Annotated in this window: 17 protein-coding genes, 1 tRNA gene and 1 pseudogene; 16 read left to right on the top strand and 3 right to left on the bottom strand. The window is 59.4% G+C overall.

Features of this window, described 5'->3' with window-relative positions:
* Positions 1 to 158: 158 nt before the first annotated feature.
* The 14 genes from hpnH (at position 159) to NSJP_RS08510 (ending at position 14,099) form a co-directional block, all read left to right on the top strand.
* Positions 159 to 1,175 carry an adenosyl-hopene transferase HpnH gene (hpnH, locus tag NSJP_RS08445; RefSeq protein WP_080886468.1) on the top strand — a complete coding sequence of 339 codons (1,017 nt, stop codon included), beginning with the start codon at positions 159 to 161 and terminating at the stop codon, positions 1,173 to 1,175.
* Positions 1,176 to 1,218: 43 nt separating this feature from the next.
* Positions 1,219 to 1,671 (top strand): hypothetical protein, encoded by a 453-nt coding sequence (locus NSJP_RS08450; protein ID WP_080886469.1) that lies wholly within the window; start codon positions 1,219 to 1,221, stop codon positions 1,669 to 1,671.
* A 306-nt stretch (positions 1,672 to 1,977) separates the two neighbouring features.
* Positions 1,978 to 2,496: a carboxypeptidase-like regulatory domain-containing protein gene (locus NSJP_RS08455; RefSeq protein ID WP_155969993.1), complete on the top strand. Its 519-nt coding sequence runs from the start codon at positions 1,978 to 1,980 to the stop codon at positions 2,494 to 2,496.
* A 224-nt stretch (positions 2,497 to 2,720) separates the two neighbouring features.
* Positions 2,721 to 3,236 (top strand): c-type cytochrome, encoded by a 516-nt coding sequence (locus NSJP_RS08460; protein WP_172834236.1) that lies wholly within the window; start codon positions 2,721 to 2,723, stop codon positions 3,234 to 3,236.
* A gap of 53 nt (positions 3,237 to 3,289) precedes the next feature.
* The gene (locus NSJP_RS08465) at positions 3,290 to 4,993 is read left to right on the top strand and encodes a cytochrome ubiquinol oxidase subunit I (protein WP_080886472.1); all 1,704 of its coding nucleotides are present in this window, start codon (positions 3,290 to 3,292) and stop codon (positions 4,991 to 4,993) included.
* A gap of 38 nt (positions 4,994 to 5,031) precedes the next feature.
* A complete protein-coding gene (locus NSJP_RS08470) occupies positions 5,032 to 5,838 on the top strand; it encodes a c-type cytochrome (protein ID WP_080886473.1) in 807 nt (268 codons plus the stop codon).
* A 1-nt stretch (position 5,839) separates the two neighbouring features.
* Positions 5,840 to 6,772 (top strand): QcrA and Rieske domain-containing protein, encoded by a 933-nt coding sequence (locus NSJP_RS08475; RefSeq protein ID WP_080886474.1) that lies wholly within the window; start codon positions 5,840 to 5,842, stop codon positions 6,770 to 6,772.
* Between the two features lie 2 nt (positions 6,773 to 6,774).
* Positions 6,775 to 7,887: a cytochrome b gene (locus NSJP_RS08480; RefSeq protein ID WP_080886475.1), complete on the top strand. Its 1,113-nt coding sequence runs from the start codon at positions 6,775 to 6,777 to the stop codon at positions 7,885 to 7,887.
* A gap of 23 nt (positions 7,888 to 7,910) precedes the next feature.
* Positions 7,911 to 8,900, top strand: coding sequence for a hypothetical protein (locus NSJP_RS08485; RefSeq protein ID WP_080886476.1), 990 nt, complete (start codon positions 7,911 to 7,913; stop codon positions 8,898 to 8,900).
* Positions 8,901 to 8,926: 26 nt separating this feature from the next.
* Positions 8,927 to 10,780, top strand: a complete 1,854-nt coding sequence (locus NSJP_RS08490; RefSeq protein WP_172834237.1) for a cytochrome ubiquinol oxidase subunit I — start codon at positions 8,927 to 8,929, stop codon at positions 10,778 to 10,780.
* A gap of 80 nt (positions 10,781 to 10,860) precedes the next feature.
* On the top strand, positions 10,861 to 11,484 hold the full coding sequence (locus NSJP_RS08495; RefSeq protein WP_080886478.1) for a c-type cytochrome: 624 nt from the start codon (positions 10,861 to 10,863) through the stop codon (positions 11,482 to 11,484).
* Between the two features lie 9 nt (positions 11,485 to 11,493).
* Complete coding sequence (locus NSJP_RS08500) at positions 11,494 to 12,213, top strand: c-type cytochrome (RefSeq protein WP_080886479.1); 720 nt, start codon at positions 11,494 to 11,496, stop codon at positions 12,211 to 12,213.
* Positions 12,214 to 12,252: 39 nt separating this feature from the next.
* Positions 12,253 to 13,086 (top strand): ethylbenzene dehydrogenase-related protein, encoded by an 834-nt coding sequence (locus NSJP_RS08505; RefSeq protein ID WP_080886480.1) that lies wholly within the window; start codon positions 12,253 to 12,255, stop codon positions 13,084 to 13,086.
* 20 nt (positions 13,087 to 13,106) lie between these two features.
* Positions 13,107 to 14,099, top strand: coding sequence for a c-type cytochrome (locus tag NSJP_RS08510; RefSeq protein ID WP_172834238.1), 993 nt, complete (start codon positions 13,107 to 13,109; stop codon positions 14,097 to 14,099).
* Positions 14,100 to 14,171: 72 nt separating this feature from the next.
* Here the strand turns inward: NSJP_RS08510 and ubiA are convergent, their stop codons facing one another.
* Positions 14,172 to 15,083, bottom strand: coding sequence for a 4-hydroxybenzoate octaprenyltransferase (ubiA, locus tag NSJP_RS08515; protein ID WP_172834239.1), 912 nt, complete (start codon positions 15,081 to 15,083; stop codon positions 14,172 to 14,174).
* 178 nt (positions 15,084 to 15,261) lie between these two features.
* On the opposite strand from ubiA, the gene NSJP_RS08520 reads away from it, so the two are divergent.
* Both NSJP_RS08520 and NSJP_RS08525 read left to right on the top strand, forming a co-directional pair.
* Entirely contained in the window at positions 15,262 to 17,250 is a 1,989-nt protein-coding gene (locus NSJP_RS08520) for a caspase family protein (protein ID WP_080886483.1), read from the top strand.
* Between the two features lie 115 nt (positions 17,251 to 17,365).
* A tRNA-Thr gene (locus tag NSJP_RS08525) sits at positions 17,366 to 17,441 on the top strand.
* A gap of 190 nt (positions 17,442 to 17,631) precedes the next feature.
* Here NSJP_RS08525 and NSJP_RS19935 read toward each other — a convergent pair.
* A pseudogene (locus tag NSJP_RS19935) lies at positions 17,632 to 18,666 on the bottom strand (tyrosine-type recombinase/integrase); the annotation flags it as partial.
* 63 nt (positions 18,667 to 18,729) lie between these two features.
* A complete protein-coding gene (locus tag NSJP_RS20070; RefSeq protein ID WP_080886484.1) occupies positions 18,730 to 19,050 on the bottom strand; it encodes a helix-turn-helix domain-containing protein in 321 nt (106 codons plus the stop codon).
* Positions 19,051 to 19,083: the final 33 nt, after the last annotated feature.

Here is a 19,083-nt window from a genome sequence, read left to right on the forward strand (position 1 = left end):
TCTTCCCTGGGTGTCGGTTGACACTCCCGTGTACTCCTCGTGTCAGCCGAAATTGACGCTTCGGCTGTCGGATGATAAAATTCTGCGGGTTTTTGGGTTGCAACCCGCACCGTGATTCGCAGCTAACCCCTGGACAATCGACGACAAGGAGAGTGGGAATGGCCGTTCCAGTTTCCCAAATGGTGACGGTGACCAAGTATGTGCTCACGCAACGGCTCAAAGGCGTAAAGCGGTACCCGCTGGTGTTGATGTTGGAGCCCCTGTTCCGCTGCAACTTGGCCTGCGCGGGATGCGGCAAGATTCAGTATCCCGACCATGTCCTCGATAAACGGCTCACGCCCGAACAATGTTGGGCGGCGGCGGAGGAATGCGGCGCGCCGATCGTCAGTATTCCCGGCGGGGAACCGCTGATTCATCCGGAAATCGCCAAGATCGTGGAAGGATTGGTCGCTCAACAGCGGTACGTCTATCTGTGCACCAATGCGATCCTCCTGGAACGGAAGTTGGACGAATACAAGCCGAGCAAGTTCCTGACCTTCAGCGTCCACATGGACGGGTTGCGGGACGAGCACGATCTGGCGGTGTGCCGGGACGGCGTCTATGACGTGGCGATCAAAGCGATCAAGGCGGCTCTCAAGCGCGGACACCGCGTGACGACCAATACCACGCTCTTCGACGATGCCAATCCGGAACGGGTCCGAAAGTTTTTTGACGAGATGATGGCGTTGGGCGTCGAGGGAATGATGATTTCACCGGGGTACAGCTATCAGAAGGCCCCGGATCAGCAGCATTTTCTCAAGCGGGAGAGGACTCGTGAGCTCTTCACGCGGATCCTCAGCCGGCCCAAAGCCGGTTGGCAATTCAATCAATCCCCGTTGTTCCTGGACTTCCTCATGGGCCGCCGGGAATACGAGTGCACACCGTGGGGCAATCCGACCTATAACGTGTTCGGGTGGCAGAAGCCCTGCTATCTTCTCCAGGAAGGCTATGCGAAGACCTTTCGTGAATTGATGGAGACGACGGCGTGGGACCAATATGGAAGCGCGAAGAACGAGAAATGCGCTGACTGCATGGTGCATTGCGGCTACGAGGCGTCCGCCGTGCAGGACACCTTTGGAACCGTGTCCGGGTTCAGCCGCACCGTAAAACTCACTCTCCTGCCCACCTCTCGATGATCCGGCAGGCGGGCTATGAATCCAAGCCGCGAGGGTACGGGGCATGGTCCGCTTCCCCGGTTTCGTGCCCGGTCCACCGATCGCGATCGACGACCTCGCCGTGACTGATACCAAGAACCATAGCGACGGAACCCCATCCGGTTCGCTCGAAGGCCGACGGTTTCTTCCCGGTTCCCCGGCAGAACTTGCCGAGGCGATTGAACTGGCCTTCGACTATCGCGGCGACGTGACGATCGAATTGGCGTCAGGTGAGCGCTTGGACGGTTACGTGTTCAATCGGAGCACCGACGGTCCTGCGCCCGCCCTCGACCTTTTCCCCACGGATGCTCCCGGCGTTCGGAACATCCTCTATTCCGACATCCGCTCCATCGCCTTTTCAGGTGAAGACACCGCGACCGGGAAGTCTTGGGAGGCGTGGGTCACGAAAAAGGAGTCCGAGCGGCGGGCGGAAATCGAACGGGTCACCGCCGACGCCAAGGCCAGGGGACACCTCTGACCGAACCCATTTTCGATCGTGGTCTCCCTCCATCCGGCCCTATTCTCCTCTGCAGTCCTGTGAATGCGGCATTCGGCGCCGTATTCACACGCTGTTCACGCTCCAACTAATTGGAAACCCATTCGTCTTCTCGACCAAACCCGCGTCGTGTCGTTGACAAAGCGGGGGGGCTATGTTAAAAGGGCGGCCTCAAAATTGGGTCCGCTCGGTCTCAGCAAACGTTGCGTTGCAAGCTCACGGCGCCGCCGGATCGGGCAACCAAAGGCGCGTCGGTTCCGGGCTTTTTTGAGTCACGGCGATGTGAGCATGAGATCGAAACCGCTCGGGTGGAGCCGTACCCTGGCAGCTGTGGTGGTGATGTTCCCGGGAGTCGTCTTAGCCACCCACGAGGCCGATCACCGGTTTACGGTTGAAGGCTTTGTCTGTGGCGCAGAAGGACAGGGCGTCCCGAACATCGACGTCATGGTCAAAGACACGAAAGTGTCGTACGGGCAAGTCGTCAAGACGGACAGCGAAGGGTACTACAAAGCGACGTTTCATCTGCATAACGACAACCTCGGCGATCCCCTGCTGATTGAGGCCAAGGGAGAGCAGCGGGAGGAAAGGGTTCAGTTTGATCCGAAAGACCTGGAGTCGGAAAGGAAGGTCCAGGTCCATTTCGGCAGCGGATGTATCCAGGACGTCACCCGGCCTCCGATGTGGGTCTATGCGGGATTGGGAGCCGGGGCTCTGGCGCTGGGTGGGATCGTCGGAGCGAAACTGATCCGTTCACGAAAGAAGCAGGGGCAGAAACGGGGGAAGTCGCAGGACAAGCGGAAGAAGTAACCGAGGCGGTTCGTGGCGCGTCTGTGCACCCCGCCGAATCGGTCGAATGACTTGCGGGAGATGCGCGTGCGTGAAGAGATGTGTTGCAGGAAATCTAGTAGCCATTGACGCTTTTGCGGAGGAGGTCGCCTCGGTGAAAGCGTCTTTTTTTCGTCTTTGAAATGGATAAGTTTTTATTGGACGTCATTGGAATTGATACAGGAAGAAAGGAGCTCGGAACACTCATGAACCAGATGAAAATCGGACAGGCAGGCATTCTGTTCGCCTTGGGGCTGGTGATGGCTGCATGCGGTGGAGAGGGCGGCGGTGAAGGACCCGTGGTGCCTCCTCCTCCGGCTCCCGCGGAATATGCGGACAAGCACATGCCCGCCGGCTGGTGGACGGACGCCGGAAAGCTGGAAGAGGGTCGCAAGCTGTTCATCGGCGAAACCAATCCTGACGTGAACTGCGCAAGCTGCCACGGCAAGGACGGTAAGCCGGTCAAGGCCGGTGCCCGTGACTTCCGCAACGGCGAGCGGATGAAGCTGTATTCCGACTCCGTCTGGTTCTGGCGTATTTCCGAAGGGGTGCCCAATACGAAGATGAAGGCCTGGAAGAGCAAGCTCTCCGATGAGGACCGTTGGAAGCTCGTGCTGTTCGAGCGGAGCTTCGGACTCGCCGGCAAGTCGTGGGATGCCGACAAGAAGCAGTGGGCGGACTCCGGCGAGATCAAGGTCGCAGCGGCCGACGCAGCCAAGTAAACGGACTTCGGCTGGATCGAACACTCGGGACGGTTAGGAGGGCGGCGAGCATCATGAAAACATGGCAGCGAGGTCTGTTGGCCTTCTTCGCGCTACTGGCGGTGTGTGGAGGCGTTGCCTACGCACAGGCTCCTGGCGCTCCGCCGGTGGAGTTTCCGTACACGGGGAACCGGACTGCCGTCTGGATCGTCGCGCAATTGCACATCCTGTTCGCCGCCTTCATCCTCGGCGCTCCGATCTTCGTCGTCACGTCCGAGTGGCTGGGGTACCGCAAGCAGGACCCGCGCTACGATCGTTTGGCCAAGGAGGTGATGAAGGTCACCGTCATTCTCTACAGCATGACGGCGCTCACCGGCGGTCTCTTCATCTTCGTGCTGCTGGCGACGTATCCGCAATTCACGACGTGGTTGATCAATCACTTCTTTCTGCTGTTCGCCGTCGTCTATCCGCTTCTATTCATCGGCGAGACGATTCTCCTCTACATGTACTTCTACTCCTGGGATGCCTGGAAGGGCCCGAAGAAGGCCCGGCACATCGCCCTGGGGGTCGTACTGAACCTGATCGGCACCATCACGTTGTTCGTGATCGACGGACCGACCTCGTTCATGAACACACCGGTCAAGGCGGAAGGTGTCTCGCCGGCCGAGTTCCTGGCCACGGCCACCCTGTGGGACAAGGTGTTCAACTACAGCTGGATGCCGATGAACCTGCACCGGCTCGTCGGCAACGTCACGTTCGGCGGCTTCATCACCGGATTGATCGCGGCCTACATGTACATGGCCTCCAAGAAGGAAGAGGACCGGTCCTATTACGACTGGATGGGCTTCGTCGGCAATATGATCGGCGTCGGCGCCCTCTTGTTCCTGCCGTTCATGGGCTATCTGTTGGCGTACGAATTGTGCGACTACGACGCCTCCATTTGCCCCTACATGATGGCGGACCAGTTGTCGATGTTCTTCGAGATGCAGGGAGCGATGGTCGGGCTGATCTTTCTCGCCAGCAATTATTACATCTGGTTGAGCATGAAGCGGATCGAAGGAGTGGAGCGGGTCAGGATGACCGTCTTTGCTCCGCTGGTCATGGTGGCGCTGCCGTTCGTGATGACCTACGTCTGGACCATCTTCCCCGTGCCCGATCCCACGTCTCTGGCGATCCTGGTGCCGCTGGCCTTGTTGCCGATGGTGCTCGGCCGGTTCATTCCTATCACCGTGTCCGCTCGCACGGTCGTCAAGGTGGGCTTCCTGATGGTCGTAATTGGCGATGCGATTTGGCTCACGCCGCACGGGTTCGTGCCGACCGGTGCCAAGCTGGTGGCGGATCTGGAACTCCCGTCCGACTGGAACTTTCTCGCACTCATGCCGGCGAAGAATTCCGCCGCCTTCACGCTGGTGTTCGTGACGATCGTGAACTACATCATCTATAACCGGGCGATCAGCCAAGGCACGATCGTGTGGGGCAAAATCGATTTTGCGTCACAGTTCGTCCTGGTGTTCCTGGCGTTCAGCGCGATCTGGACCATGGGTCTGATGGGCGCGGTCCGATCGCTGCTGCGGAAGTATTTCCACACCTACAATCTCCTGCCGGACTTTACGGCCGAATCATTTACCCCCACGTTGTCGTATTCGGCCTGGTGGATCACGGGCATTACCGTCGCATTTTTCGTCGTCGTCAGTTTCGCCATTCTCGTCACGCTCAGGCCCAGCGAAGCCAAGGGACACGTGTCCGAAGGCAGCCCGGCCCCTGCGGGAGCGAAGTGAGCTGATCGAAGGACCTGCTAACGGAAAAGGACCGCTTTATGGGTAATGTGATCAAGAAGCTGGTGGTCGGATTGGTGGTGGCGGGCGCGCTGTTCGGAATTACCATGGCGCTGGACTTCCCCTCCATATTTCAAATGACGTTCGCAGCCTATGCGCTGCTCGGTACGGCCGTATTCATTTTGCTCGACGCCCCGACCCTCAAGCCCATGTACGGTGTGAAGGCGCTGGTCGCGCTGGTGGGCTTCTACGTCGTCCTTTGCGTCGTCTACATTGCCGGCGCATCGCTGTGGCCGCAATACGATCCGGAAGACGAGAAGGGTAAGATCGAAAAAATCCTGAAGCCCAAGCGCGCGGCAACGGAGCAAGGCAAGGCCGACGAGTTGCTGGTCAGGGTCAAGGCGCTCGACGAGCAAGCCAAGGCTCTGTCGGCGCGCATCAAGGCGTTAGGCGGGGATCAAGCCGCCACGTCGCAATCGGCAGGCGGACCGGGGGCGCCTCCGGCGACAACCGGTGCTGCGGGCGGTGACGTATTGAAAGTGGGCGAGGACCAATGGCAGCTGCAGGAATGCTACAACTGCCATAAGCTCAAGGGAGAAGGCGGCAAGAAGCGCGGGCCGGAACTCGACAACATCGGCAGTCTTCTGACGGTGGATGAGATCAAACAGAAGATTCTCGATCCCAAGAGCTGGATGGCCGACGGGTTCGAGAAAGAGTATGAAAAAGGCAAGATGCCCGACAAGTACAAGGACCTGATGGAGGAAAAGGACGTCGTGGCATTGGCGACCTGGTTGGGCACCTTTAAGAACACCTCGGTCGGCACACCGAAGCCGATCAAGAAAAAATAGCATGCAGCCAAAACTTAAGTCGAAAGTTCATTGTTCGGATCGAGAAGTCGGGGAGGTGACGAGCGTCATCGTTGATCCGCTGTCTCGCCAAATCAGTCACATCGTCGTGTCCATGAACGGACATGGCGAACGCCAGGTTGGGATGGGCCAGGTACAGAGCGTGACCGAGGGCGCCGTGCAGTTGAGGACCACGTCCTCCGAAGTCGTCGCGTTGCCGGCGTTCAAGCGGGACGAGTACGTCACCAGCCATGAAGTCGAAATTCCTCACCTGGAAGATAACATCCACGTGACACCCGGCGAAGTGCTGGTGCCGTTCCCCGAACTGGAGAAGAGCGTCAAGCGGCGAACCTTCTTCATGAACTTCACCCATGCGATCGGTTTTTTGATCGGGCTGCCGATCGCGTTCCCCATTCTGCGCTACCTGATGAAGCCCATGTATGCTCCCTTCGACAACGACTGGTTGAGCATCGGGAACGTCGGCAAGATCAAGCAGGACGATATCGGGGTCCAGTTCAAGTACAAGAAAAAGGTCAAGGAAGCCTACATGCCGGAATCCGAGATCGAAAAGAACGTCTGGATTCTCAAGGGCACGCCGGCCGTCCTCGAGAAGGTCTACCAAGGCAAGGACATGGAGTTTCGCGATGCCTTGGGCAAGACGATCTGGACGAACAAGAAAGATATTCCCTACGTCGCCTTCTCCGGCAAGTGCCCCCATCTTGGATGCGGCTATAAGTGGCGGCAGCACAAAGTCCTCGGGCAAGTCTTTTTGTGCCCCTGTCACTTGAGCATCTACGACGCGTCGGGCAAAGTGCTCGATGGACCGGCGCCCAGGCCGCTGGACGCCTTGCCGATCCGCGTCTCGGCGGGAGGCGCAGTCGAAATCATCGATATGGAATTCAAGGCGGGTACGAAATCACAGATCCGGATCATTTAATCATGGAACATTCGCCCATTCCGAGCAGCCAACCCACGGCCATCGAAAAAGTGGTCGCGTTCATCGATGAGCGCGTCGGCCTGAAGCAGATGCAGGCCAAGATGCTGAACGAGCCGGTCCCGGGCGGCTCGCGCTGGGCCTATGTGTTCGGGTCGGTTCTGCTCTTCATCTTCATCATGCAGGCGGTGACCGGCATTCTGTTGATGTTCTACTACGTCCCGACGGCCGATCACGCATACGCCAGCACCCAGTACATCCTTCACGACGTCGATTACGGATGGTTCCTCCTGAGCTATCACTTCTGGGGATCGACCGCGATGGTCGTCTGCGTCTTCGCGCACATGTCCCAGGTCTTTCTGTGGGGCGCCTACAAAAGTCCGCGTGAAATGATCTGGCTCGTCGGGTTGGCCCTGTTCGGCATCGTCATGGGGTTCGGGTTCACCGGCTACCTGCTGCCGTGGGACCAGCGCGCGTATTGGGCCACGACCGTGGGCGTCGAAATCATGGACAAGACGCCGCTCCTCGGCGATTTCATGGCGCGCTTCCTCAAGGGCGGCCCGACGCCCGGACAGATGACGCTGAGCCGGTTCTTCGTGATCCACGTCATGATTCTGCCTGCGGCCTTGATGGGACTCGCCGGGTTGCACCTGTTCCTGTTCAGGGCGGCCGGGCCGGCCGGCCCGTTCCGGGGCACGCCGGAGGAACTCAAGGCCAAAACCGATTACTTTTTCCCGCGCCAGATTTGGAAAGACATCGTCGGAATGGTCATCGTATTCGCCTGCATCTGCGCCCTGGCTTTCTGGGAGCCGGTCGTGCTGCTGGAAGAGGCGACGCCGGATCCCGGCGATTATCATCCGGAGCCCGAGTGGTACTTCTTGTTCCTGTTTCAATTGCTCAGGCTGAAGATCTTCGCCGGCGAGTTCGGACAGTTTCTGGGCGCCATCGCCTTGCCGGGAGCCTTCATGGCGTTGCTGGCGGCGCTTCCCTTCATCGATAAAGATCCTGAGCGGAATATCTTCAAGCGTCCGATCGCCTTGATCGGCTGGATCGTCGTCATGGTATCCATCCTTCTGTTTACGGTGTCCGCCATCATCAACCGGGAATTTCTGGACTGAGCGTCTCAGTCCCACGAGCTGCTATGGCCGAAGAACGCGAATCGTTGTCACCGACAAAAATCGGGCTCGGGGTCCTCTGGCCGGCGTTTTGGACCGGCCTCGCTTTCAAGCTTGCCTTTGTGCTCCTGTTTCTTGCCATGGGCATCATGCATTTCGAAGGACGCCTCGGCTTGGCGTTCATCATGCTCCTGGCGAGCCCCGTGACGGTCTTTGCCCTGCCGATTATTACGATGGGACTCGACTCGCATATCGGCGAAGGCGCCGGCATCGCACTCTTGTTCCTGCTCTCGATTCCCATCGACATTTGGGCGCTTGGTATCGTCGGTCGCACATTCTTCCTCGAACGACTCCGTCGCGAACCGCCGGATGGTTTGGGAATGACGCTGTGGTGGAAGAGCGCCCTCGTCGGGGCTATTTTCCTCCCGATCCTCTGGTTGGTTGTGGGGACCGTCACCTCGACGAGTATTGCTGTCGCCCATTCGCTGCTGGAGCTGGAATTCCTCAAATGGATTCCGATTGCCGAGCGGATCAGCATCGAGCTGACCTTGTGGGGCTCGGTCGCCAGTGCGGTGTTGATCATTCTCCTGCTGATCGGGGTCTCTCTTATCGGACGATTGATCCGGAACATGGCTCAGTCGGCTCCTGCCGTATCGGAGAATTACCAGGGACTGATTACGAGATGGGATTTGATGCGGGTCCCCACCGACCAGAGCTTGATGCTGACATCCTTGACCGGAGCCGGCGCGATCTTATCGGTGCTTTTCTGGATGGCGTTGCCCGTCACGACTCCCCATCCTCATGAATGCTGCAAGAAGCCGGAGGTCAAGGCCGAGCCGCCCGTGAAGCCGCTCGAATCGTTGACGAAGAACGAAAAGGTCATCGCGCAGCTTTCCGCGCAAGTCGATGCACTGGAAAAGCAGAAAACCGACAAGCCCGAAGCGGAAACGGACAAAGGTAAAGCAAAAGGCAAGGCAGGAAAGGACAAGGACGGTCCGCCTGCCAAGAAACCGTAATGATTCCCAGAGATGAGGTGAGTGCCATGCAATACGGCGGCGCATCGATTCAGCGGGTCCTTCGGACCACCGGTGGTCTTGGCGGAGTCCTCGCCGGGCTCATGGTCGCCGTGGGTTTCCTCGCCCTTCCGTCGTTGGGCCTCGCGGCGGACGCTCCGCCCGCTGTCACAGAGTATCGGGACATCCCCGGCATCGGCAGCCGCAACCTCGTCTGGATCATCGCGCAGCTCCATCTTCTGCTCGCCGGATTTGTGTTGGGCGTCCCGATCTTTGCCTGGCTCTGCGAAGTCGTGGGTTGGAAGAGCGGGGAAAAGCGCTACGACAAGCTGGCCAAAGAATTCACTAAGCTCCTGACTTCGTCGTACGCGACCACCGCCCTGTTCGGCGGCATTCTCCTGTTCCTGCTCATCGCGTTCTATCCGAAGTTGATGAACTATCTGACGGACATTTTCTTTCCGTCGTTCATCTTCTATTGCATCCTGTTCCTGCTCGAGACCGCGACCCTCTATCTCTACTGGTATGGCTGGGACGCGATGCAGGACGGCCATAAGAAGACGTTCCATATCTTCCTCGGCTTCCTGCTCAATCTGTTCGCCTTCTTCATCATGATCGTCCCCAACTCCTGGGCGACGTTCCAAGCCAGCCCCGTCGTGATCTCCGAAGGGACGGACCTGCAGCGTGCCTGGGCCGCGACCTGGAATCCCACCTGGTGGCCGGTGAACATTCACCGGTTGATCGCGAACGTCGTGCTCGGCGGCTACATCTGCGGCGCGTACGCGGGTATCCGGTATCTGTCGGCCAGGAACTCCGAAGAACGCGACCACTACGACTGGATGGGCTACGTCGGTAACTTCATCGGCGTCTTCGGATTACTGCCCCTCCCGTTCGCCGGATACTGGCTGATGCGCGAAATCTATCAATACAACCAGCAGATGGGCATCACCCTGATGGGCGGCTTCCTCTCCTGGCTGTTCATTTTGCAGGCCATGTTGATCGGGGTGCTCTTCCTCGGGTCGAATTACTATTTCTGGCTCGGCATTACGCACCGCATTCCGGGATCGGAAATGCGATACCGGAAGCCCATCATGACGATGCTGGTCATCCTCCTTCTGTGTTTGGGCGTCTGGATGACTCCGCACTCGCTCGTCGCCAGCCTGGAAGAAGCCCGCAAGATGGGCGGCACGCACCATCCCCTGCTCGGCGTATTCGGCGTCATGTCCGCGAAGATGACCGTGTCGAATCTGATGATTCTCGTCACGTTCATGAGTTTCATCATGTATTGGCGGGCCGGCAAAGAAGAAACGGCCGGCTGGGCCAAAGCCGCCAAAGCGTTGATGAGCGCCCTCCTGGTCATCGCCGGCATTGCAGTCGTCGTGCTCGGCGTCTGGGGGTATTTCGTGCCGGCGATCATCCGCATCAACTACTTCTCGACGTCGCAGGTCGGCATCGTGTTGTTCGTGATGCTGACGATCACGCCCTTGACGGCCCTGTTGTTGAAGAGCGCCAAGACCACGACCGAGATGGTCTGGGGGCGGATGCCTCCGCGGGCCGGCTATGCGTTGGTCCTGAATGCCGTGATGGTCATCCTGCTCATGACGTTGATGGGCTATGCCCGGTCGTCGTCCAGAGTGCACTGGCACATCTACGGTGTCATGCGGGATTCATCCCAATACGCCTTTTCTCCGGCCCTCGGCTACGCCGCGGCCCTCATGGCGTTGAACACGTTTTTGTTCTGTCTCCTCGTCGCATTCATTTTCTGGGTCGCGACGATGGGCGACAAAACCAAAGCCGGCGGCCACGGCGAACCGGCCAAAGGCGGACTCCCGCAGGGGATGCCGGCGATGGCGGGCGGTTCACCGACCCGCCAGATCGAGTCATGAGTCATTTTGAATTATGAATGTTGAGTTGATGCTCAATTCAACATTGAACGTCCAGCATTCATCATTCCGCAGGGGTGGTCATGAGTGAAGTCGTCAAACTGCAGTTGATCGGTCTAAGCGTCGTCGGGCTGGGTATCGTCATCCTGCTCTTTGTGCGGGCGCAATTCGCCCGTGTCATCGGGTTCGTGGCGATCGTCCTGGGGCTGTTCTCGCTGGTCGCGCTGGCGGTTCCGCAGATGGCGTCGCTGCCGCCCGCGGAAGAGAAATTCGACATCGCCACCGTCAAGACGCCGACCGACATGGCGGCGATCGGCCAGAAGATCTTCTTCAGCAAGGGCCAATGCGCGCTCTGTCACTCCATCGGTCCCAGCGAATCGGCGCGTTGCCCGGACCTCAAGGGAATCGGAGCCAAGCTAAGCCGGGAATTCATCTTTGAAAGTTTGACGCAGCCGCAGGCCTACATCTATCTGGACTATCGGCACGAGGGGCTTCCGAAGGAATATCCGGCCAGAATGCCGTACATCAACAAGAATCCCATCGGGCTGACGAAGAACGAGATCCTGTCCGTCATCGCGTTCCTGCAACAGATGAGCGGCGAACCGATTTCCGTGAATCCGTCCGAACTCGAAGTACCGGGACAGACTCCCGCGGCTCCCGTCAAGGCCGCGGAATCGAATCCTGTCGCCGTCGCGAAAGCGCACTGAGGAGGCATTATGGGAGGGGCGCTGGTCAAGCCAATCATCCTGCTGGTCGCAGTCTATCTGGTGCTGAAGTTCATCGTGCCCAACATTCCGGGCTCGGCGCCGCTTCCGGCCAGCCTCATTTTCCTCTATTTGATGCTGGTGAGTTCGGGTATCGTCATTTTTGCGACGCTCAGCGGCGAGTCGAAAGACGCCTTTTGGGGCCCGATCCAACGGTTCATGACCGGCGAAAACATCGGCGGGCTGCAGGCGCTTCGCTACGGCGTGCTGATCCTGTTCCCCCTGTTGGTCGGGTGGCAGACCTACGGCAGCACGGCGCAGAGCGATCAGCCACCGGCCGAAAACCGGACGATTCACCCGGCTCCCCCCGGAGAATATACGGGCCTTTCAAATCCAGTCGCCAAGACACCCGAGAACATCATGCAGGGCAAGGGTTTCTATGCGGCCTTCTGCTCGCCCTGCCATGGCGGACAGTTCGACGGCAAAGGACCGGCGGCCAGAGGCTTCAATCCGCCTCCGGCGAATTTCTCGGATCCGACGACGATCGCCATGCTGCAGGAGAGCTATCTGTTCTGGCGCATCAAGAAGGGCGGCGTGGGGCTCCCCATCGAGGGTATGCCTTGGAAGTCCGCCATGCCGCGCTGGGAAGTCGAGCTCCCGGACGAATGGATCTGGAAGATCATCATGGGTGAGTACGACGGGGCGCATCAATCGCCTCGCACCTGGGAATAGACCGTCGGTCGGTGCCGGCGGACGCGAAACGAGGACAGCATGAAATCGGCAAAGCGGAAGACACAGTGGCACAAGGGGCGGGCGATGCTGCTGGCATCGGCCATGGTCCTGTGCGGTGCGACGGCGAGTCTCGCACAGGAAAGCGTGGCGGTTCGGGCCCCGTTGGTCAAGGGCACGCTTCCGGCCGAAGATCCGGAGTCCGCGGTCTGGAACAGCGCGCCGCTTTCGCAGTTCCCGATGTCTCCTCAAGTCCATTGGCCCAACCGCATCCTGGAAGCCACGGTGAAGGACGTCAAGGTTCGCGCGTTGCACGACGGCACGCAAGTGGCGTTTCTCCTGGAATATGCCGATCCGACGCAGGATCCGGACGATGCGGCCGCGCTGGAATTCATGGTCGGCGAGAAGAAAGCGCACTTCGCGCACGGGCAGCCGATGGCTCAGGTCGAAGGCGGACCGGTCAACATTTGGTACTGGAAGAATAAGGACAACAAGGCGGTCGACATGAGCGCCCTGGGGTTCGGCACCTTGAAGTCTCAAACGCATCAAGACGTGAAGGCGAAAGGCGTCTATGCGAACGGCACCTGGAAAGTCGTCTTCTCCCGTCCGCTGGCGACCGAGCATCCCAACGAAGACACGCAGGTGAAGCCCGGTGAGTTCATCAACGTCGCATTTGCCGTCTGGGACGGGCAAAAGGATGGCAGCGGGGAAGTGCGTGAAAAGGGATCGCAGAAGGCCGTCTCCTCCTGGTGGTACTTCCGAGCGGAGCCGCCCGCGGACTATTCCGGGTACCTCTACGCGGTCGTGGCCATCGCAATCGCCGTCGGATTCCAATTCGTTCTGATCCGAAAACTCAAGAAAGGGCAGTCAGCATGAAGGCGGCAAGGCTGCGAGTCATGGGTGCGGTGGCTGGCCTGATGGGGCTCTGGGCCTTGGTGGCCGGGGGATGCGCAAACGAGCAGCAGAAGAAAGGGCACGAACTCTACGCCCACTACTGCATGCACTGTCACGGCGAAAACGGCCGACAGAACGAGGGCTTCAACTGGTCGTCCATGCCGGACCCCAAGCCCAAGGACCTGTCCAATAAGTCCGAGATGGGCACCTTCAAGGATGAAGAAATCTTCAATACCATCTCGCGCGACATGAAGGATACAAGCCCTGGCGGAGACAAGATCGGCGACGACGAGTTCGCCGTCCCCACGATGCCGACGTTCAAGTACACGCTCTCGGAGGATGAAATTTGGGCCATCGTGGCCTATGTCCGAGGCCTGCACGGCATGAAACTGGAGTTCAAGGTCGAAGAACGGAAAAAGGAACTGACGGAGCACCTGCAGGCCGCGCAGTCCAAGTTCGATCAGTCCAAGCAAGAGTATGAAGCGGCCGAGAAGCGGGCGAGCGACGAGGCTGAAAAGAAAAGCGCCCAGCTCAAGAAAGACGTCGACGTCGACGAGTCGTCCTATGCGAAGGAGCAGGCGGCGATGACTCAGGCCAAAAAGGAGTTCGATGCGGCCCAAGTCGCGCTGAACAACTTCTCGACCAGACCGGGGAAGGGCGTCAACGTGGCGAGGCCCGACTTGACGGTGAAACCGGATCAAGCCGCCAAGTTGGCGGAGGTCGGCAAGAACCTGTACGCGAACAAATACGGCTGTAACGGCTGTCATAGTCTTGCAGAAGAAGGCGGCAAGGTCGGTCCGGCGCTGGATCGCGCAGGGTTCCGTCTCAACGGAACGTGGGTCTATCGCTGGTTGAAAAACCCGCAGGCCATGAAGCCGGAAACCAGAATGCCGGCGTTGGGATTGAGCGATGCCGATGCCAAGGCCGTCGTCATGTATCTCAATACGTTGCGCGCTCCCAAAGCGGAACCGGCAAGCGACAAGCCGGCCAGCTGAGGCCGTCGCGGTGAATCAGAATGTGGTTGGCCTCGGCTGGTGGTCGCACCACGCCGGGGCAGCCGCGTAAGTCTACTGCCAGAGAAATCCCGCGAGCATTCCCGCCAGGATTCCCGATCCGATCCAGACGTGCCGGTGAAACAGGGTAAAGGCTCGCGCGGCGGAAACTGAACCCGCCAATTCCACCGTCTGTTTGGCAAAGAGAACGGCGGCTATTGCCAGGGCGGCATAGTAGATCCACCCGATGCCCGTCTCCAGGCCGGCAAGCACGAGGAAGGTCAGCATTCCACCGAACGCCGCCGCCACGGCCAGCCATGTCCAGCGGTCGAAGAACAGAGCCGAGGATTTGACGCCGATCCGCCGATCGTCTTCGCGGTCCTGAAGCGCATAAATCGTATCGTAGCCGACCGCCCAACAGATCGTCGCCCCGAACAGCAGCCAGGCCGGGCTCTCGATCGTCCCGCGCGAAGCGGCCCAGGCCATGATCGTTCCCCAGCCGAAAGCGATGCCCAATATCGCTTGCGGAACATGGACCACCCGTTTGGCAAAGGGGTAGAGCCCGGCCAATACCATGGCGATCGGACTCAGAAGGAGCGTCAGCTGATTGAGCGTGAGCACGAGCGCCAGGGCTGCTCCGAGTAGGAGCGCCGCCAGTCCGCAGGCATGGTAAAAGGAGAGTTCCCCCGAGGCCAATGGCCTGGTTCGCGTCCTCGCGACTTCCCGATCGACCGACCGGTCCGCCAGGTCATTGAGCACGACCCCCGCGCTTCGCATCAGGAAGGACCCGGCCGAGAAGGTGACAATCAGCCCAAGCGCCGGAACGCCGCGCGCGGCCAGAACGAGAGACCACAGCGTCGGCAGCAGCAGCAGCCATGTTCCCGTCTGGCTATGCAGGCGAATCAGCCGTGCGGCGGCCGACCAGGAGAACCTGGCTCCGCGATTCTCGGCAAGCGTCTGAGGAGGGGAGTCAGTCACGGGAGCCATGGGATCCGCCTGAGGCCGCATGAGAGCTCGCTCTCGTCATTCGTCCTCTATCAGGGAGGCGATGTCGGAGAGCCGGTCGCCACAGGCATCGGATGAGCCGACCATAACCGAGCATGGTGGACCTGTCAAATCCCGCTTCGGTTGTGCTCGAATGAGAATTTTCGGTATAACGACTATCGTGCGACAGCCGCAGAGAGATCCGTGGGCATTCCTCCCGCGCGTGACCGGGCAAGCACTGGCATGGCTCTCGCTCTTCCTTCTTACGTCCTGCGGCCTGTTCGCCTCCCGCGACGGTCTGGGTACCGGCTACTACCTTCCGCTCACCGTCCACGTGAGAATGGCTCCGATCATTGGAGAGGCGCAGCTGACGTATCAGGATGTCTGTGGGACCGCCAAGGTGCTCCCGATAGGCACCATGTTGACCACGGCGATCAAGCGGAAATCAGGCCTGGTGTTCGAAAAGGTGATGTTGGAGGAGAAAGCGGGGGTGGTCGTGGACGGCTATGAAGACGTCTCGCTCGGGCTGCTCAATGCCGACGTCAATGCCTATCGGAAGGCAAATAAATCCTATCCCGCCACGGTGGAGATCGGTCTCGATTTTGCCTTTACGACGGCGGACGGAACCGTACTCTATAACAAGAAATTGAAGAGCATGGCAAAAGGTGAGGTGGAAACGACCGATACCTCCTGCGATGTCACCGGATTGGATTCCGTCGCTCAGGCTGCCGTCGACAAGGTGACGGACGGTATGGCCAAGCAACTCGGTACGTCCGCCAAGATCGCGACGTTTTCCGAAGCTCGGGCGTCCGGTACGGCCGCCGCGTCGTCCTCGACGGCATCAGCGCCTCCTTCGCCGCTGGCGGCCGCGGCCGTTCAAGCGGCACCGGCGGTCGCCGCACAATCGTCGACGCCATCGTCGCCGCCGCCGGCGCCTCCACAGACCACACCATCGACTCCCAAGGCCGCTCCGGCGGTTCCTGACGTAGAGCCAGCAACCATCACGTTCCGGGCCATCATTCTCGATGAGAACCGCAACCAATTGCTGCACACGGGCGAAGTCTTCTCGGTCGAGATCGAGATCAAGAACGAAGGACCGGCGGATGCATCCGGTTTAGAGATTCAGGTCAGCGGGACCCCGGAACTGATCGACCAGATTCCCGATGTGCTGTCGGTCGGCGATCTCGCGGCCGGCGGGGCCAAACGTCTGTCGGTGGAAGGGAAGATCGGAACGGTCAAAGAAGAAACGCAGGCCGAGTTGGTGTTGACCATGCGAAGCCGCTCGCCATTGGACCGCCTCCCGTCCTCCAAGAAGTTCGTGGTGGCCATGAAGCCTGACACCGTACCGGAAGCGACGGCCTCTCCCGTGGACGTGGATCAATTGCCGAAGCAGGCCCTGAAGGTCAAACAGCCGAAAGCCGTCGGCATCGCCATCGGGGTCGGCCAGTTCCGTGAAAGCGGGGTTCAGCGGGTGAGGCATGCGGCGCATGATGCGGAAGTCGTCGCAGCCTATTGGCAGGGGGTGGTCGGCATTTCAGCCGATCGTGTGAGGCGGCTGACGGATTCCCATGCGCTGAAGGGCGACCTGACCGAAGTCTTCGAAGACTGGCTCCTCAAGCAGGCGGACTCCGGCACGGTGGCCTACGTCTATCTGTCCGGCCGCGGGACGGTGGATGCCTCGACCGGCGCCGTGTCGATCGTGCCGTTCGACGGTACGCCATCCTCCTCAGCCAGACTCTATTCCCTGAGGCGCTTGAACGAAGCCCTGGCGAGATCACCTGTCCAATTTGCCATCGTCATCCTCGATCTCTCGCTCGAAAGCACGGCCGTGAAGGACGGCGTCAGTCCCGTGTCTCCGGTATGGGAGCAGACGGGGCAGGGAACGGAGAAGATCATGTGGATGGTGGGGAATCGCTCCGTGCAGGAGGCGCATCCGTATGATCTCGGTCAACACGGATTGTTCACGTACGAAATCCTGAATGGGTTGGGAGGGCCGGCCGACTTCAATCAGGATGGAATCGTGCTCGCCGGAGAACTGTGCACCTATGCAAAGGGCCGCGTGTTCAAGGCGGCGCGCGAGCGGTTCGGGAACGAGCAGGAGCCGCTGTGCATCCCACTCCCGGGAAAAGGGGCGGAGGTCCGTCTTCAGCCGGTCTCCCGATTGAAGTAGCTCAACAAAGCCGAATCCATCGGAAAACCACTCCCTGACAGGCCAGCCTGGTGATCGTGAAAAACCTCTTGAGGACGGGAGAAAACCTGTGTAGGGTATGCATCCCCCGCCAGGTGCCGGCGTAGCTCAGTTGGTAGAGCAGCGGTTTCGTAAACCGCAGGTCGCCCGTTCAATCCGGGTCGCCGGCTCCAGCATAAAACCCTCAATATAGGCCCGTTGATCCATCGGAGTGGAGGCCACCGTTACCGCAGACTGGGTTTCTGCTACCACTTTGCTACCAGGTTCCGAAACGGCGACCGCGTGAGTCTGTTCCTTCACCACGGCATCGAGCTGATCGAGCACCCCTGGTGCTTTCTTCTTCAGCCAGCGGCCATATGTCGACACGGTAAGTTCGATCGTGGCATGGCCCAATTGTTCCTGCACGTAGGCTGGGCTCACGCCATCGGCTAAAAGGATCGATGCATAGGTATGGCGCAAGCAGTGCGGCGTGAAGTGGGTCGGAAGCATAGCGGACGTCAGAACGCGGGCCATGGTGCGGCGCACGTTGGCTGGATCAACCGGAGTCCCGGCCTTCGTCACAACGAGCCAGGGTGGGCACTCGGTCCACTCGTATCTGAGGTGATCCCGCCGATGCTGCTCTTCGTGAGTAACTAAGGCATCAGTGAGGGCCTGAGAGAGATCGACTGTCCGGCCGTGGCCACTCTTCGGGGTGTCCAGCGTTCCATCCTCGGCAAAGGCACGAGCAATGCGGATCGTCTTGGCCCCGCGGTCGAGATCTGACCATTGCAGCGCTAAGGCTTCACCCAATCGCATGCCGGTACCCGCGAGAATGAAGAAGAGAGGGTAGTACCGTGGCGCCACCTTCTGAGCCGTAGCTAAGAACTGAAGCCGTTGCGCCTTCGTCATCGCCTTGATTTCTTCCTGAATCGTCGACTTGGCCACAGTCAGTTTGAGAGTGCGTCCCAGCCGCGCGGCCGGATTGGCGACAATCACCCCGTCCTCAATCGCCGCATTCAGCAGAGTTCGCAGGGTGGCATGAATGTTTCTCACTGTTCGCCGCTCCAGTCCGGATTCGAGTTTCTCTGCAAGAAGGATCTTGATCCGCCCTCGATCGAGGTCCCGAACGCGGACCTTTTCGAATCGAGGAAGGAGGTGGAGAGTGAGTATTTCACTATAGCGTGCCAGCGTCCGAGCTTTGACAGCCTGCCCGATCAGTCGCTTCCAATGCGTGGCATACTCTGACAAGGTGATTGTGGCCGGAACAGCTGGCGTCACGCGTTGGCGTGCTTCAGGGCCCACCTTGTCCCGATGGGCTTCTGCATCAACCTTCCTGTCGAAGGTCTTCCAGTGGCGGACGCCGGCCCCATCCCGCCAATCGACAACATATTTACCGCGGCGTTTCCGAACGCAGGCCATTCGTCAACTCCTCACTTACAGTTGGATGAGGACGAGAACGATACAAGTCGTTAATCTATCCCGTCAAGGTTCATGTTGAGACACATATTCATCAATGGCTGATGCCCTCACTCGTACAGATTTGCCAAACCTAACGGACTTCAGGATTCCTGACCGCGCCAACTCGTAAGCCCGGTAATTCGAAACCTGTAGTCGTTTTGCCACCTCAGGAATCGTAAGTAGATGGTCCTGGTTGGATACATTGTGCGATCCCTCGAGTGCCCTATGAAGCAGAACTGGGTGAAGGGAGGCAAGCGCAATCAGAAAGGACTGTGCGATCTGAGGTGACAATGTAGCAGCCTTGGCTGGGTCCGCCAAGAGCTCATCAAATGAGAAAATTTGCATCTCTGAATCATTTCATGGGTAATTCTTCAAAAG

This window comes from Nitrospira japonica, from assembly GCF_900169565.1.
Lineage (GTDB): Bacteria > Nitrospirota > Nitrospiria > Nitrospirales > Nitrospiraceae > Nitrospira_C > Nitrospira_C japonica_A.

Coding starts and splice junctions, on each gene's coding strand:
- hpnH (WP_080886468.1), top strand. CDS start 159: ATGGCCGTTCCAGTTTCCCAAATGGTGACGGTGACCAAGTATGTGCTC.
- NSJP_RS08450 (WP_080886469.1), top strand. CDS start 1,219: ATGGTCCGCTTCCCCGGTTTCGTGCCCGGTCCACCGATCGCGATCGAC.
- NSJP_RS08455 (WP_155969993.1), top strand. CDS start 1,978: ATGAGATCGAAACCGCTCGGGTGGAGCCGTACCCTGGCAGCTGTGGTG.
- NSJP_RS08460 (WP_172834236.1), top strand. CDS start 2,721: ATGAACCAGATGAAAATCGGACAGGCAGGCATTCTGTTCGCCTTGGGG.
- NSJP_RS08465 (WP_080886472.1), top strand. CDS start 3,290: ATGAAAACATGGCAGCGAGGTCTGTTGGCCTTCTTCGCGCTACTGGCG.
- NSJP_RS08470 (WP_080886473.1), top strand. CDS start 5,032: ATGGGTAATGTGATCAAGAAGCTGGTGGTCGGATTGGTGGTGGCGGGC.
- NSJP_RS08475 (WP_080886474.1), top strand. CDS start 5,840: ATGCAGCCAAAACTTAAGTCGAAAGTTCATTGTTCGGATCGAGAAGTC.
- NSJP_RS08480 (WP_080886475.1), top strand. CDS start 6,775: ATGGAACATTCGCCCATTCCGAGCAGCCAACCCACGGCCATCGAAAAA.
- NSJP_RS08485 (WP_080886476.1), top strand. CDS start 7,911: ATGGCCGAAGAACGCGAATCGTTGTCACCGACAAAAATCGGGCTCGGG.
- NSJP_RS08490 (WP_172834237.1), top strand. CDS start 8,927: ATGCAATACGGCGGCGCATCGATTCAGCGGGTCCTTCGGACCACCGGT.
- NSJP_RS08495 (WP_080886478.1), top strand. CDS start 10,861: ATGAGTGAAGTCGTCAAACTGCAGTTGATCGGTCTAAGCGTCGTCGGG.
- NSJP_RS08500 (WP_080886479.1), top strand. CDS start 11,494: ATGGGAGGGGCGCTGGTCAAGCCAATCATCCTGCTGGTCGCAGTCTAT.
- NSJP_RS08505 (WP_080886480.1), top strand. CDS start 12,253: ATGAAATCGGCAAAGCGGAAGACACAGTGGCACAAGGGGCGGGCGATG.
- NSJP_RS08510 (WP_172834238.1), top strand. CDS start 13,107: ATGGGTGCGGTGGCTGGCCTGATGGGGCTCTGGGCCTTGGTGGCCGGG.
- ubiA (WP_172834239.1), bottom strand. CDS start 15,083: ATGGCTCCCGTGACTGACTCCCCTCCTCAGACGCTTGCCGAGAATCGC.
- NSJP_RS20070 (WP_080886484.1), bottom strand. CDS start 19,050: ATGCAAATTTTCTCATTTGATGAGCTCTTGGCGGACCCAGCCAAGGCT.